The sequence below is a fragment of the Bacillota bacterium genome, from assembly GCA_024653485.1.
Lineage (GTDB): Bacteria > Bacillota > SHA-98 > UBA4971 > UBA4971 > UBA6256.
This window is the reverse complement of record JANLFY010000001.1, coordinates 42,466-58,848: the sequence shown is the minus strand read 5'-3', so window position 1 is coordinate 58,848 and position 16,383 is coordinate 42,466. Positions and strand designations below refer to the sequence as shown.

Below are 16,383 nucleotides of genomic sequence, written 5' to 3'. Positions count from 1 at the left end.
GCTCATCGCACCTTCTCACTGCGCATCATTAGGAGCATTCCCGCGGCTGCGAAGACGACATTCGGGATCCAAGCCGCCGCGAGCGGGGGGAGAACCTCGTTGCACCCGAGGGAGCGGAGGACGGAAGACAAGACATAGTAGGACAACGCCACACCCCCGCTCACCGCGGCGCCGAAGAGCCGTCCGGACCTCGGCCCGGTGATCGCCAAAGGTGTGCCCGCGAAGACGAACACCAATGAGGCAAGGGGCAATGAGAGCTTGAGGTCGTAATCGACCACAAGGGCGTTCACCTCTATGCCGCTGCGGCGAAAGAGCGCGATGTGCTCGCCGAGCTCCGCGCGGCTCATCTCGGCGGGGGTCTTCTGTTCGCCAAAGAAGGACTCGAGCCCCTGGTCCATCTCAATAGTCATGGCCTTGAAAAGCGCCTCGTAGGCGACGTACCCATCGCTGTCCAGGTCGTGAACCACGCCGTCCTCCAGGATCCAGATCGTGCCCTTGGCGAAGCCACGCCGCGCCGTGATTATCCTCGGTAGCCTGTCGCTCCTCACTTCATATATCATAACGTCGCGGAGGGAGCCATCATCCGCGTGTACTTCCCGCACATAGAAGAACCTGTCCTGCGTCCCTCTGAAGAACACGTTCTCTTCCACCGACGGGAGCGCCTCTTGAAGGACGAGCTTCCTCACAATGTTCTCGTACTGATGGTTGGTCCAGGGAACAACCCGCTCGTTGAGCCAAAACGTGAGGACGCTCACGAGCAAGGAGATACCAAGCAGCGGAAGGAGGAGCCTCGGAATGCGGGCGCCGCTCGCCCTCAACGCCGAGAGCTCGCTGTCCCTGGAAAGACGTGTGACGGCGAGCAGAGCTCCGAACAAAGTGGCCACGGGAAGCGACTGGACGACGGCGTCGGGAAGTTTGTACAGGAGCATCCTCGCCACCGCCAAAGCCGCGACCTTCTTGACTATGATAAGCTCAGCAAGCCAGAATAACTGGCCCGCTAGCATTATCATGACGAACCCGCCTACACACGCGATGAACGGGCCGCAGAACTCCCTTGCCACGTAGCGGTCCACGATCCTCAGAACTTGAGCGTCACCCCTATCTGGTGCGTCCCGCCTAGACCCGGGTGCCCCGGTACCGTTCCGGCGCCCAGGTACGCGTAGTCCACGCGCCACGCGTCCGCGTCCCAGCCCACTCCCCACGTGATGGCGCCCACGGTCGGAGAAATCCCGTAGTAACCCAGGCGCGCCGAAAGTCCGCCCCACACTCGGCGTTCAACTCCCGCCCGCATCGCGAATGTGCCGCCTGTTCCCTCCTGGTCCGCATGCGCCAGCGCTCCAACGTCGTAGAGATCAACGGCCACCACTGTAGCGGGGTCGGGTTTATACGCGATCCCCGGGCGAACGTTCACACGCACCGTCTCCGCGTAGCCATCGCCCCACCTGATCGGCGAGATCCCCGCATCCTGCAGGAGCAGCCCAATAGACAGTTCGGGACTCGCCCGACACAGAAGAGCGAGGTCCAGGCCCCACCGCGATCCCAGGACAAGACCGGACCCTGCGGATCGGCGGGCGTGCGTCTCGTATCGCAGGTTCGCGCCTAGGGAAAGGGAGGGCAGGACCGACCACCCCGCCGAGTACACGAGCCACCTCGACGCGCTGTACCCTCCGCGTCCCTCCAGAGAGCCGACGTGCTCCTTGACGTAGCCGACTCCCGCTCCCCACTGGGCTGACGGAGCACGGCTCACGTACGCCAGGAATTCGTCATAGTTGAAGATGTCCCGGTTGTTCAAGGTGGACGTCAAACTCACCTGACGCTGGACGGACCATGCCAGGCCGGCGGGGTTCCAATACACCGCGGACGCATCATCGGCCACGGCTATGAACGCGCCTCCCATCGCAAGCGGTCGCGCGCCCACGCACGCGCTGGCGTCGTCGCAAGCAAGCAGGGCCCCCGCCACCGCCCCCGCCAAGGCCACGGCAACCACCAAGCCATGAGACAACGCGAGTCTACGTTTGCACGTGCGAGGTCCCGCCATGAGCCGCCCCCCTCGTATTTTTTCTCTTTGTGTGCGCGGATCCCTCCTTCGCGCGATCTGGAACCTCTCCCTTGAGTTGCCAGACGGTGCGCCGGTGCGAAACAAGCCGCGACCGCCGTCTCACGACGGCGGTCGCGGCCGCGTCCTGGCTCCAGCGTGGAGTCCGCTAGAACTTCATCTTGAACGACACACCAGCCGAGAACGTGTCCAAGTCCAGGAGACCTAGGCTCAGCGCAAGGCCCTTCGCGACTTCGAACCTGGCACCCACGTTGAAGCTTCCGCCCACGTACTCGCCTATCACTGTCGTGACAGGGAACCCGGACGATCTCCCGCTCGATATGGCCACGGGGTTCAGCACCAGGTCAACTCCGGCAAACAGCCCGTCGAACCTCCCGGACCCGAACCCGACGTGCGCGCGAGCTCCCCGCGCAGATAGCCTCTTGCTCGCGGCGACGTAGAGAGCCTCGTCCTCGAGGCCCACGGCGACCGCAGGCATGTCGCTGGATTCGCCGACGAGCCTCAGCTTGAGCAGGGGATAGACTGAGGCCCCATGCCCCGACCCGGCGGAACCCACGCCAAGCTCGAAGTTGGGTGTGAGTCCGACCCCGACCGACACGACATCCGCCAGACCCAGGCGACCATATGTGATGGCAAACGCGTTCGCGCCGAGAGTATCCGCGGATGGCGCGAGCAACAGCCCGGTTTCGCCGGTGTACGTGGTGGAAGCGTAGCCGCAGGGACCCGCAACAGCTGCAACGAGAAGCGTCAGTGCGACTGCCGCGGCGATCACGGTCCTTTTCACGCTCGAATGACCCTCCTTCCTACATGGTCTGGAGGATCATTCGCCTGGTGGACCTCGATTTCCTGTCTTAGAAACCCTGACCCATGATAACAAATAAACCCAAATGGCTGCGCCGCCGGAGCCGCACCTCGGGCAGTCACTCAAACCATCAGCGGGCTCTCTTCATCTCCTCGATCTCTGCTTCCAGCAAGCGCACGCGCTCCAGGAGTTCGGGCAGCTTGCGCGCGGCCGCGTCGATAGCTAGCTGTTCTCGGTGTGGGCGGGCAGGGCTTCCCGAGACGAATGCTCCCGGCGGCACGTTCGTGCAAACCAGGGCGTGTGCCGCAACGACGCTGCGAGGCCCTATCTTGACATGGTCTTTGACCCCCACACCGCCGGCAATGGTCGACGAGGCACCTATCTCGCTTGACCCTCCCACACCCGTTAAGCCGACAATGACGCAGTCCTCACCGACCTTCACGTTGTGACCGATCTGCACCAGGTTGTCCACCTTGGTACCCCTGCCGATCACTGTGGCTCCCATCGTTGCTCTGTCCACGCACGCATTGGCGCCGATCTCCACGTCATCCTCGATGATGACCGTGCCTATCTGCGGGATCTTGTGACGCACTCCACCCGACTCCACGTACCCGAAACCGTCGGCACCTATGACAACACCGGCGTGGATGATGACGTTCCTCCCGATGACGACCCTCTCCCCGACCACCACGTTGGGGTGGATGACCGTACCGGCTCCCACAGTCGCGTCGCGACCTATGTATACACCCGGGTAAAGGACGACCTTCTCGCCGATGGTCGCCCCTGCCTCAACAGTCACGTTCGGCCCGATCCTCACTCGCGCCGAAACGATCGCAGTCGGGTCGACGGCGCTACGCGGGTCAATGCCCTCTGCCGGCACGCCAGGCTCTGGCCTGAAGACCTCGAGGACCTCGGCGAACGCAAGCCTCGGGTTGTCCACAGCTATGAAGGGTTTCCCGTCAAGCCTGACTCCGCGAGGCACGACCACCGCTGCCGCCTGCCCTTTGGCCGCGCAGACGGCCCTCCTGGAGTCCTCGGCAAACGTGATCTCACCCGGACCTGCGGTGTCGATTGGTGAAACCCCCGTGATGAGAACCATGGGGTCCCCAAAGAGCTCCCCCCCGACAATCCGCGCGATATCCCCAAGCGTCTGCTCCCTGCGCGTCTCCATCAGAATCAACTCTCCCGGCGAAGAGCCGCAGAACCCTCCCCAGCATTCATGACCGTCTTCCGACCAAGACCGGGGCTCCGCGGCAGAGCATGGACTCACCTACTGCGAATTATCTCCAACACCCTCTCTGTAACGTCCGCGGCCTGTCCTTCCGCTGCGATCAGCGATGCTCCTCGCTCCAGCACTCTCACCTCAAGACCCATGTCCGCGCCCAGTTCCCTGACCGCCGCCCGGATGTCGTCGCAAATGGCCCTGTGCAGCGCGTCACGCCGAGCCTGGAGCCTGCTGTGCCGCTCGGTGAAGTCAGCCTCTTTCGCCGCCAGTTCCCGGGCGATCCTCTCCCTCGCGGCCGCGAGCTCGTACCTTGCGCGCCTCACTATCTCCTTGCTCCATTCCCGGGTCCCCTCGCGCAGCGAGGAGCCTGAGTCCTTCATCACCTCGGCGAGGCTCATCTCCAGCTTCGCCCTCTCTTTGGCGATCCTTTCGGAGAGGCTGGTCTCCTCTTTCGCCCGCATGGCCGCTATCTCGGCCTCAGCCGCAGCGCACCTCTCTTGCGCGTACGCCTCGAAGACAGCGTCCTGCTCCCTGGCCTTCGAATCTATCTTCGTTTCCATTTCCACGGTGAGCTTAGCGATCTTCTCTTGGAGGGCCTTGCGTTCGTCCTCGGACAGTCTGAGGAGTCTCAGCCTCAGCTGGGCGTTGAAGAGTGACAGGAAGTATTCTTTCAGAGTCTTGTCCCTATAAGCGTCGAGTTCCTGGTTGAGCCTGGCTCTCTCGGCATAGAGGTCGTCGTCGAGCCTCTGCTTGACCTCAGCGACGTAAGCCGCGATTCTCTGCTCGGTCTCGTCCCGAAGACGCGCCTCGGTCTCATCGATCTCGCTCATCAGGGCTTCGGGGCGAGGGACGTCGCCATCACCGGCCCTGTCACCGTTCCCGCGCGTCGCAAGTGCCAGAGCCAGCCTCTCTGCGGCAGCGTAACATTCTTGGATGTCTTTCTCCGTAAGGTAGGAGGCGTCAACCTCCCGCCGCCATTCCGCTTCGCAGGCCTCGATCTCCTGCTCCACCGCGGCCAGCTCCGCCCAAAGTGGGTGCCTCTTTTCGACCTCCTCGAGCACAACGAAGGCTTGGCGCGCGTTTGCTCCCACCGGAACGTCGCCGGACAAGCCGGCGGTGGCAGCGCGAGACGGCGAATCAGCACTCGGTATCGGCACGGCTCTGCCCAAGGCCAAGGCGCCCGACGCGCTGTGGTCAACGGCGCCCCCTCGCGCCTGCGGAGTGGCCGAGACTCCTCGCGGTGCCGGAGGCGACGCGGAAGGCAGCTCCCATGCAAGCCCGTTCATCCGCGAAGCCTTCCACGTTTCGCCTTCGCGTTCCGATTCAACATCATCCACCGGTCTACTATGTATTCGCAGTCCGGCGAGAGGGCCGGAACGCGTGCCCTCGTCGGCGCCCCCTGTTGCGGCGTTGTCGTGGAAAGTGTCAGTTTGCTCCTCTGGAGTCGGGGCCTCTTGGAGAGCATCTTGGGGGTCCTCGCATCTGCTGGCGAGATCGCTCATCGAGAGGGTAGACAGGTCGGGGAGTGAAGGCCTTTCCTTGTTTATGACGAGGGGTGAGACGCTCTCGAGTCTCGGGAGAAGAATCAGCAGATCCCCCCCGGCCGCCGAGGCGCCGCTCTCCATCCGCACCCCTGATTGCCGAACAAGCAACGAGGGTAGCTTCACGGTCACCACGGCAAGCGCTCCAAGCAGAGCAATTGTGCCAAGGGTCATCCGCTTCATCAGACCACCGCCACCGGCGGGCGGCTATGAGCGCGACCCGCCCGCCGGGCTGTAGTACGTTGTAGTGCCAGAGGCGAGACGCGTGAGTGCCGCGCCCTGGACTCGCCGGCCTCTGCTTGCCGACCTCTACTTAACGCCTAGCTTCTTTATGACGAGATCCGTGAGATCCTTGCCGCCGGTCACCACGATCGGCAACGATACGGGAGCAGGCTGAGATCCAACGATCTGCTCGTCTTTCCCACGGACCGGCACGAACGCCTCGAACTCCACGCGCTGGCTGAGAACTACCGACACGCCCTCGCTCTTAGCAACTTCCTCTATGGCCTTCTGGATTCTCTCCTGGAAAGGCTTGTTGAGCTCCACTTGCTTCGCGGCAAGCTTCTGCTCAAGCTCTGCCAGCTTGGCCTTCTTGGTCTGGTCGTCCATTCCCTGAGCCTGGGAGTCATAGTCTTTCTGCAGCTTCTGCGCGAAGTCCTCGTAGGTCTTCCTCGCCTTCGAGTATTCCGCCGAGCCTTCAACGGCAGCGATTATCTTCGGTGAGTAAACGAACCCCACGACGGACGAGTCACCAGCGGCGCGCAACACTGAAGACCCGTTGAGGCTCACGATGACAGCGATTGCGGCGCCCACGATCACGAGAACACCAAGCACTTTCGTCGAGCTCTTGAGCATCTCTATCCATCCTTTCCGCGGCGGCATACTGCCCCGACAGCCTTGGAGGAAGGCCGCCCGCTCGGGACATGCCCATTATAGCAATGCCACCCTTCTACCGCAAGGACCTCCCCAGGCAATCTCGCCGCGTCCCGCTGCCAATTACCTGTCGAATTGCCAGCGAAATGGCGCTATCAAAGCGTCTGGAGAGGTCCCGTGGTTCATGAGGGCTCTTCGATGGGTCGCCTCGCGCATCGACCGCCCCGGAAACGGAGGGTCTCACGCATAGACGCGCACCCAGGAATCTAGAACATCTGCCCGAAACCGAAGTACGCCTGGCCACCTTGTTTGCCCACGCCGTAGTCTATCCGAAGCATTCCTATGGGAGTGTCTATCCGCACTCCCACCCCCGCCCCGGTTGAAAGATCCGCCAGGCTCATGGGCTCGTCTTTGAGCCAAGTCGCGCCGGTGTCCACGAAGACGACACCCTGCAGACCTTTGATGATTTGGAACCGGTACTCTACGTTCGCGAGGACCATCTTGTCCCCGTAGAACTCCCCGTAGTCGTAGCCACGAATAGACTCAGAGCCGCCTATGCGATACTGCTCGTGCGGAGGCAGCGTGCCGGTCGAAACACCGGCGGCAAGGTGGAGCGCAATCACCTGATTGCGGAGAACCTCCCGGTAGACGCCGCCTTCGGCCTGATACTTCCCGAAAGTGTAGTCTCCGCCCAGTAGCCCGCCCGCCACCTCGGCGGAGGCCTGCTTGAAGCTCCCGCTCGTGGGGTTCATGTAGTGGTCACGCGTATCGTTGACAAGCGACAGGGTCAGGCTCCTCGTGTCCCCGCTCGGGTCCTTACCCTCAAGCCACCTCCACTCGGCTTCGCTCTCTCCGCCCTCCGGCAGCGGCGTGAGCTTAGTGGCATCGATCCTTAGCGAGAGGGATACGCGAGTGTCCAGATTGAGGGGACGTCCCAGCGACACGCTTCCACCCCTGCGTTGCTCGCTGTACGTCACGCTCTGTGGATGCTCACCCGCTCCTATCCACTCATACCGCTCTGCGTCCCAGTCCCTTCCCACCCGCGACGTTCGGTTGTAGAGGTTGATTCCAAACGACGTGCGATGGCTGTCAAGCCACGGATCATAGAACCCTAGCTCGTACGAGTTACGACCTCCGCCGAACTGCCAGTTGATGTTCACCCGCTGTTGCCTCCCGAGGAGATTGTCCTCGGCATACTCTATGTATCCGATGAACCCCTCCGCAGAGCTCCATCCCGCGCCCAGGGAGGCGCTCCCCGTCTTGGCCTCCTTCACCACGTAACTCACCACGTACCCTTTCTTGGCCTCGTCAAGGTCCAACTTGATGTCAACGCTCTCGAAGATGCCCAGGTTCCCGAGCCGACGCTGATCCTCGCGCAGCTTGTTCACGTTCAGGAGCTCCCCGGGTTCGGTCTTGATCTGTCTGCGGATCACGTACTCTTTGGTTTTCGCGTTCCCTTCGATCTTGATCTCGCTCACGCGAAGCTCTTCCAGGACTATCGTGACGTCTCCATGCTCCGAGATGTTCACGTCGGTGAACCTGGCTGAGTAACCCTCGTTGTAGTAGTACTTGAGGATGCGTTCGAGGTCTCCGTTGAGCTTCCTGACGTTCAGGATCTCTCCGGGCTTTATGCTCATCAGCAAGTCTAGCTTGTCCGTGGCGACCGCCTCGTTGCCTTGGAAGACAATGCTCTTCACCTTCGGGTTTTCGACGACTTCATACACCAACCTTATCCCGCCCAGGTGCGGATGGAATCTCGCCGAAACGTTGAAGAAGAGACCGAGGTCATTGATAGCCTGCATATCGGACCTGACCGCCTGCTCCGTCAGCGTGTCGCCCACCTTCACCTTGAGGACTTCCATCACGGTCTCCGACGGCACGCTCTTCAGGCCGTCGACCTCCACTGCGACTACCTTCTCACCCGACGGGACCTGTGCGAACGCACCGGCGGACACGAGGCTCAAGCCCAGCGTGATCACCAGTGCGGCGAATGCTGCGAGAAACATGCGACGTTTCTTGGCTTGAAGACCGGAAAACTGGCTCACGTTCGTCCCTCCTCTTCGTTGCCGCACGCGAAAACGTAGTCTATTTCGACTCGCCAAACGTAAATCCTTCCCATCTTGCCTTACAATTGTTGTGCCCTCCAGCAGTCTGTTCCAGCCGTGGTCCACGTCATTCGGAGTCTGGATTCGGAGTCTGGGGAACGCACAGCCTCAGAACCGCAACCTGGCCTCAACACCGAGAGTATACATTCCTCGCTCGTCGAACTTCCCCGTGAGCACGACCCCCGGACCGTACATGTAATCGAACCTCAACACCCCCGAGGACTGCGATCCGAAACCCCTCTCGTAGCTTAGGTAAAGATCGTCGACGACATACTTTCCTATCCTGAGGGTCAACTCGTTGGACGTACCCCTTTGCAATCGGAACTCGTCCAGAGAGAAGGCGTCCTCGAAAGCTCTCTCTATGCCCCCCACCAGCTGCAGCCTGAGTTCCTGGTCGAGAATGCGCACGATCTCTTCCTTCATGGCGCCCTCCATGTCCCCCTCGAGGATCTTCGCCAAAGCTCCCGGGTAATTCAAGAGCGCCAAGATCTCGTCGCGGCTCTTCGGTGGACTCGACGTGAGATCCATAGTGAGCCTGTCCGGCAGCGTCCCTTTCAACGTGAGATGTATCAGAGTGGATCCCGCGTACGTGTCGGCCTGGACCTCCAGGTACGGTATCACTCCGCCATCTTCCCGGAAGTCCGCCACGGCCTCCCGCACCGCAAATTCGTTTCCGAAGTACGCGAACCACCCGCGGTGCGCCTCCACTCTGCCCGCCAGGCTCGGCTCCCTCAGGGTGCCGCCCACCTTGACGCTGCCCGACGCACGTATGTCCATGGTCTTCGTCCGGATTCTGAGATCGTCCCCGGTGGACACCGCGACGTCGAGGTCCGCGTCCACCGGCATGGACACAGCCCCGAAGCCAGACGGTGTGAACTCCGCTCTTACCAGTTTGATATCGCCGCTGATCATAGGCCGGCTGGCTGCCCCGCGCACTTGGAGACGCGCGTCGGCGACCGCGCGGAGCTGATCCGTGCTGATCCGTGCCCGCGTGCCAGTCAACCTGAGGTCCACTTTCGGGTCTCCGCCGTTGGTGAAGGCAACCGTCCCCGACGCGCTCACGGTGCCGTCGCCCAGCTTACACGAGAGCTGGTTAATGGAAGCATTGGAGCCCTCGAAGACCACCCTGGCGGTCACGTCCTTCAGAGCGTCCTCGAGGAGCGCCAGCTTCACAGCGCCTCCGCTCACGCTTGCCCAGCCTTGGAGCCTCGGGGCGTCAAGGCCTCCCGTCACCCGAAGGTCCACGTTCGCCACACCCTCGGACCACTCGATCCGGTCAGACACCATCATCAGAAAGACGAGGCTGGCGTCTTTCATCTTGATGGCGACGTCCAATCCGCCCTCTCGTTTCTCCGGCCCGGCGATCCCCAAGGCCGCCAAACGCTCGCCTGCGAGGGGCACCTTGCCTGTGACGCTCGCGCGGTGGCCGCCCTGGACGATCTCACCCTCTTCGATCGTTATCATGCCGTCCCTGAAAAACATTCTAGCTGTGATTGCGTCGAACCTCACCCTTTCCACAACCCCGCCGGTGAGCTGCATGGCAACGGTGGCCACCGGATCCGACGACGTGCCCTCGATCTTGGCGGCGAGGTCCAGCGTGCCGCTCACGGTGTACCCGACGCCGAAAAGGCTCGCCAGCACGCCTGCGTCGAAGCCTCGCGCGGACCCCATGAACGAGATCTCGCCCCCGCTCTTGGACGTCCCGCTCGCCTCGAGGTAACCGCCACCTTCCTGGCGGAGCTTCAGCATCCGCAGGTCGATCTCTCCCCCGGCAGCCCTCGCGTCTATGACGGCGTTCGTGAAGGCGACGCCCGCAACCTTGAGGTTTGAAACTTGAAGCGCGAGCTCTACACCAGGAGCGGTCATGTCGCCCCGGATCGCCACCTGGCCGGTGACCTTACCCGAGGCGTCGGCGGCAAAATCCAGCTTGACGAGGTCCATCAATGTCTTGAGGGCGAGCCCCTCCACCTCCATCTGCATGTCGAGCGTGGAAGCGCCCTGAGGTCCCCTCGCGCTCTCCTCGAGAGCGATGACGCCCGTGACAGTCGCATCGCCGCTTCCGTCGTGAATGGCGAGCGGCGCAAGCTCGATCTCCTTTCCGTTCCACTTGACAGTGCCAGCGACTCCTGGAATGAGGACGTTCCGCAAGACCACGTTCGTCGCGGATACCTCTCCTTCCAGGCGCGGATCCCTCAATTGCCCGGCGACTCTTCCCTCGAACGAGGCGTTCCCGCCACCAACCAGGTTCCCGGGAAGGGGCACGGGCAGCCTGGCAAGGTCCATCCCACCTGCCCTGACCGCGAGATCCAGAGCCCCGTCCGAACCTATCACACCCTTCGCCGCAATCTCAGCGGATCCCACCCTTGCCTTGAGCTCCTCAATGCGGAGCGCGCCCCCGGTGAACGCGAAGTCCAGCTCGACTCGCTCCGGCCTGACTCCTGATAGCTCAGCCTCGGACACTCTCACCGAACCCAAGATCCCCGGGCTCTTGGCCGGGCCTTTCACAACCACCTCGCCTGAGAGGAAGCCTCTCAGTGGAAGGTCGCCCGCGGCCATCGCCCCTGAGTGCCTAGCTAGAGAGAGAACGTCTTGACATGGCACGCCGTTTATCTGGACTGACAGGTCTATCGCAGGCCCGCCTTCTCCATCGAGACCTACCTTCCCTGATACCAGGTAGGACGCCTTCCCGTCGCGCACGCTCACGTTCTCGAGACGCGCCTCGGTGCGGGAGAGTTTGACTCGTCCGGTGAGCGAGTCAAACTCAACGCCTGAGATGACGCCTCTCTTCACGTCCGCGAGCCCGTCCGCGACGACGTCCCGCCCCCGCACCGACACAGTCCCCGCAAATCCGAGCGTCCCTCCGGCACCCTCGTACCCGGCGATACTCGCCAGCTTCGCCAGGTCGGCGCCGCTCACGGTCGCGCGGAAGTCCGCTCCGCCAGCCAGCGACACCGTTCCGCTCGCGTCCACGTGGCCGTCGGCGCCCCTGGCCAGCAGCCGATCAAACGTTACCTCGCCGCCGACTCCTCGGAAACTAGCCTCGACGCTAGCAAAGTCGAAGCTCGTCTTCCCGAACGCTGCGCGTGCCGAGGTCATCCGGCACGACCCCGTCACGTCGAATCGCGGGCCTGACCGGCCGCCTCCGGCGACCACTAAATCGCCATCAAGAGTTCCCGACAGGACGAATGCACGAGGAAGGATGAGGGGTCCTAGCGCTCCGGCCGAAACCCCCTTGAGCTTTACATTGGCGCGGATTTGCGGAAAGCCGGCTCCTTCCTCCCCATCGAGGCCCGCTGACCCAATGCTCCCGATAGGTCCCGGCCAGGCCTTGCCCGGCGTCATGGCTCCCTCAATGGTGACGCTGCCGTCGGCGACTTGCGCTCCAACCTCTCTCAGTGTGAGCACGCCGTCAGCGTACCGAAAGCTCCCCTTCACGCTCGTTGCGGTGATGACCTTTTCCCCCGCCGGGACGGCAAGCGTCGCGAAGTTTACAGAGCCTTCCGTGGAGATTTCACCTATCCTCCCCGTTATCCTCGCAACGATCGATCCTCTGCCCGAGACGCGGTTTGCGAAGTTCGGGGCAGCCGACCCAACATCGGGGTCTCTCTCGTCACCGTCGCCCATCGCGGCTCCGGGTGCGAGTATCGACATCAGCCGGCCGATATCGGCATCCGCTAACGCCAGAGTGACGTCGAATCGGGGGTTAAGGGGATCGAGGATCTCGCCGCGCGCAGTCACCGGGAGCCCCGCGACGGTCATCTGGAGGGACTCCGTCACCATCTTCTTTCCGGACAGGGTCACGGGGCCGGAAACATCCTCTATCGGCACGCCAAGCGCTGGGTGATTCACCGTGACACGTCTGAGGGCCAACTGCCCGCTGTACTGTAGATTGGGATAGTACCCTCTCACCTTGAGGTCCACCGCTGCGCTTCCCGAGAGCGCGGCGGCTTGCCCACCAGCTCCCGCGAACCCGATCCTTCCGAGGTCGGCCAAGACGAGGTCTCTGCTCTTCAGCGCAAGATCCAGCTCCACTCTCTTCCCCGGACGAAGCCATCCCGAAGCCTCGATCCTCGACGACCCCAGGCGGCCTGTCATGCCCTTGATCTCGATGAGATCGGCGCTCATGGTGATTTGTGCGGCTATGTCCTCGACCCGAGACCCGACTGCGTTGTGGGCAAGTATGCCCCCGGTCACGGTGATCTCCGCCGTGCCTTTCAGCCCGGAGCCTCCGGTATGAGAGAACGTGAAGTGGGCCTTGCCGTTCCCGCCGAGCTCCGTGATCCCCGGATAGACTGCTCCTGCTGCGAAGGAGGCATGCGTGAGGTCGGCGCTGCCATCGTAGGAGACTGAGCCGTCGGGCTTGCTGGCGAACGAGATCTCGCCGGACATCTTTCCGGTGACGCTCTTCATGCCGGGGACTATCTCCGAGGCTCGGAAGGACGCATCACGTATGGAAACCTGGCCAACATACGAAGCGCTTGTTCCGACCCCCCCGGAGAAGGCCACATCAAGGTCGACAGGCCCCTCTATCAGCTCAATTCCCTTCGTAACCTCGCCCGCTTTGATGGTCCCTCCGAGGAGCCTCGCGCGGCCGCTGTAAGTACCGGCCTTTCCCCCGACACCACGGAAGTCCAACGTCGCCACGACGTTTCCGTCCACTCTCTCGACACCGGGAACCACATCGCTTCCGAGGGCTGCTTTCCCCGACACGATCTTCGCCGTTCCCTCGTACCTAACCCCTTCAGGAGTGCTCTCGAAGTCGAATGAGGCGTCGACCTCGCCTTCCACGTTCGCAAGGCCTGGGAACAGCCTCCCACCACGCAGGTGAGCGCCGGAAATCGCCCCTGTGCCCTTGATGTCGAGATGCCCGTCGCGGGCCGAGGAGAATTCCACGTCCATCTTCAACGGGCCCCGAGCGACGGTCACCCCAGGGTGGACTCCGTCTGAAACGAACGTGGCCGGCGCTACGACCGCCTTGCCCGAGAAAGCCTCGACCTTGCCGCCCTCCGCACGGAAGCTCATCGCCCCGGCCACCTGACCGGACAGCGACCTCGCAATGCCGGGTATTTCGCCAACCACCAGGTCAGCACCGTTCACAGACACGTTGCCCTCGAACTCCTGGGTCCCTGGGTACGTCCCCGCAAACCGCATGTCGCCCCGAGCTGGTCCTCTCAGACTTCTCACGCCGCCCGGGAGGTTCGTGGCAGCCACCTGCCCGGAGACGAGCTCCGCGACTCCAGAGTACCTGAGACCGCCTTTGGAGGATCCGGCCAGATCGACGATGACGTCTGCCGTTCCAGAGAGCGACTCTATCCCGCCGGGCGCGTCGGCCAGCTGGAATGCGGCATCCTCGAGGGCGATCCGTCCATCGTACTCCAAGTCGCCCGGGAGGCTCCCGGTCACGCTCGCCCTGCCGTACGTGCGCCCGGACACTCGGGCGATGCCCGCGGGTCCGTTTGAGATCTCCATCTCTCCTCTGGGAAACGAGCATGAGGCGCTGAAATCAGCTCTGCCGGGGTGCGCTCCCCCGAAATCCACGTGAGCCTCAGCCGCGCTCTCCCAGCGAGTCAGGCCGCCAGGCACGTCGCGAACCGCCAAGCGACCCCGTGACGCGTCCATCGTCCCCCGGTATTCGATACGCCCTGGATACTCCCCCGAAAACCGAACCGTGCCTCTGGTGCGCGCCTCTCCCGAAACGGAGCCCGCGCCCGGCCCGGAGAACTCAGCGGTCACGCCGCCTTCTCTCAGGTCCACGCTTCCCTCGAACCTTGCCCTGCCGGGATATGCCCCTTCGAACTCTATGGTTCCACTGGCACCGCTCTCGAGAGACTTCACGCCTTCCCGCGGCCGCGTCATGGCAACGGTCGCGTCTGCGACGCTGAGCCTCCCGGAGTACTCCGTGGCGCCGCCGTGTTCGCCTCTCAGGCGGACCTGTCCGGTGACCGAGCCTTTCGCTGACGTAAGCCCCAGGGCCGGGTAGCTTAGTCTCACTGTTCCCGAGAGGATGCTTATCTCTCCCTCATAGGTGGGAGCCATCGTGGCCGCTAGCCGAGCAGGACTCCCCGATTCGCCGGTGGACGTCGTTTCGCCCCACGCCGCGGAAAAGGCCATATTCGCTCGAACATCCCCCTCGAAATCGCCGACCCCCGCGATGCGCCCGGTCGTGACGGACGCCCTCTCTGTTCGTGCCCTGCCCGTGCACGTGAGCGCCCCCATCGCGTCGCGCGTAAACTCTAGCTCCCAGGCGACGTCCCCGGACACTCTCGGCACCTCAGGCACGAGATCGTCCACGAGCATGCGTCCCGCGGCCATGGTGACCTTGCCGCGCACCTCAACGCCCTTCCCACTCTGGCCGGCAAAGGCGATCGATGCGTCGACGGGGCCGTCCACTTCGAGCGTCCCCACGCCGTCTCCAATCCCAGCATTGGCCGACCCGTAAAAAGCCCCGGCCAGGGTCCTTCTCACGACGTCTCCCATAGAGACGTCGGGAATATCGAGATCCGCGCAACCCTCGAAGCTGAGGGCCTCGCCTGGCTTTTGCCAGAAGTCCACTTCTGCCTGCGTCAATGCCTCAATAGTACCAAGCCCCGCGGCGCCTCCGTCCAGCTCAGCGTGCGCGGTCGATAGGGAGACTTTGCCCTGGCACGAGAACCCCGCCGGGTCCGCTTGGAACTCCGAGGCAAGGTTGATGACGCCTCGAAGGCTTCGCAACCACGGAGCTGGATCCCTCGCCACCACGCCGGCTTGCGCGATGCTCACTTCTCCCCGCACTAGACGCCCCCCATCTTGGCCAGGTCGTATGTGCGCGTCGACCCGTAACTTCCCGCCGCTGAGCTCCACCTTGCCTTCAGCGTCGAGGTACGCCAGGAGCTCAGGACCGAGCCCAGCGCCGGTCCATGCTAGGATATCCGGTCGCTCGCGCAACGCCCGGCGCAAGTCTTCGAGGACTCCGGCGGGCATCGCCCCGGACACGGTGGCGTCACAGGCGAAGGCCTTCTGCGTCATGTCCAGGGTGCCCGCGGCAGCCAGGCGAAGCTCAGCTTTGGGACCCGTCCGCCCGCTCATCCGCCAGACAAGTCCGGCCCCGACCGATGAGACCGTGGCTTGGATGCCTTCCAGCGCGACGGTCTCCCGCAGCCCCGGAACCCCTGTGACCTCCACCCGTCCGTCCCGGACGATTATTGACCCCGAGAGAGCCTCTACCCCGTCGGGCGACACGATCTGAGATACAAAGAGATCACGCGGCCAGATACCGCCGTCCGGAGCGCGCCCCACCCTCGCCACAGGCTTCACTAGCGTCACGGAAGTGATGGTCTGGACGAGAGGCTTGCGCCGGAAGATCACGTCGAGCAGGGAGTAATCGACGGCGACCTCATCCACCTCGAGCACCGGGGCGCCCGTTCCTTCCCCAGGCATGGCAGGCACGATCACGTCTGACACCACGATGGAATCGAGGCCAGCGGCGGTGATGGAGCCCACCGTCACCTTCCGGCCGAGGCTCTCTTGGAGCGACGATTGAACGAGGTCATGCGCTTTTGCGAGCGCCGCGACCTGGAGCGCGGCAAAGTGGGTGTATACGACGAAACACACGGCCGCAACGAGCGTAAGCGCGCTCGCACCGGCCGCTATCCTGGCTCCTCTTCGGGATACGTACATGGCTTGCCCTCCCAGCCAGGAGATAGTTCGACACAAAGCAACCTATTCCTTTGTAACGCAAGTCCCCGCGCGTCGCGCGGGGACCTCCAAATCATGGTTCCCTTGGGACCTCCCTGTCCTCCATC

At 63.2% G+C, this 16,383-nt stretch carries 8 protein-coding genes; all 8 read right to left on the bottom strand.

Features of this window, described 5'->3' with window-relative positions:
- Positions 1-2: 2 nt before the first annotated feature.
- Positions 3-1,061, bottom strand: a complete 1,059-nt coding sequence (locus NUW12_00230; protein MCR4401202.1) for an LptF/LptG family permease — start codon at positions 1,059-1,061, stop codon at positions 3-5.
- A 17-nt stretch (positions 1,062-1,078) separates the two neighbouring features.
- The gene (locus NUW12_00225; protein ID MCR4401201.1) at positions 1,079-2,038 is read right to left on the bottom strand and encodes a hypothetical protein; all 960 of its coding nucleotides are present in this window, start codon (positions 2,036-2,038) and stop codon (positions 1,079-1,081) included.
- Between the two features lie 166 nt (positions 2,039-2,204).
- Positions 2,205-2,840 (bottom strand): YjbH domain-containing protein, encoded by a 636-nt coding sequence (locus NUW12_00220; protein MCR4401200.1) that lies wholly within the window; start codon positions 2,838-2,840, stop codon positions 2,205-2,207.
- A gap of 148 nt (positions 2,841-2,988) precedes the next feature.
- Positions 2,989-4,029 carry a UDP-3-O-(3-hydroxymyristoyl)glucosamine N-acyltransferase gene (gene lpxD, locus NUW12_00215; protein ID MCR4401199.1) on the bottom strand — a complete coding sequence of 347 codons (1,041 nt, stop codon included), beginning with the start codon at positions 4,027-4,029 and terminating at the stop codon, positions 2,989-2,991.
- A 95-nt stretch (positions 4,030-4,124) separates the two neighbouring features.
- Complete coding sequence (locus tag NUW12_00210; protein MCR4401198.1) at positions 4,125-5,807, bottom strand: hypothetical protein; 1,683 nt, start codon at positions 5,805-5,807, stop codon at positions 4,125-4,127.
- A gap of 126 nt (positions 5,808-5,933) precedes the next feature.
- Positions 5,934-6,479, bottom strand: coding sequence for an OmpH family outer membrane protein (locus NUW12_00205; GenBank protein MCR4401197.1), 546 nt, complete (start codon positions 6,477-6,479; stop codon positions 5,934-5,936).
- A gap of 284 nt (positions 6,480-6,763) precedes the next feature.
- Entirely contained in the window at positions 6,764-8,542 is a 1,779-nt protein-coding gene (locus NUW12_00200; protein MCR4401196.1) for a BamA/TamA family outer membrane protein, read from the bottom strand.
- Positions 8,543-8,710: 168 nt separating this feature from the next.
- Entirely contained in the window at positions 8,711-16,258 is a 7,548-nt protein-coding gene (locus tag NUW12_00195) for a translocation/assembly module TamB domain-containing protein (GenBank protein MCR4401195.1), read from the bottom strand.
- Positions 16,259-16,383: the final 125 nt, after the last annotated feature.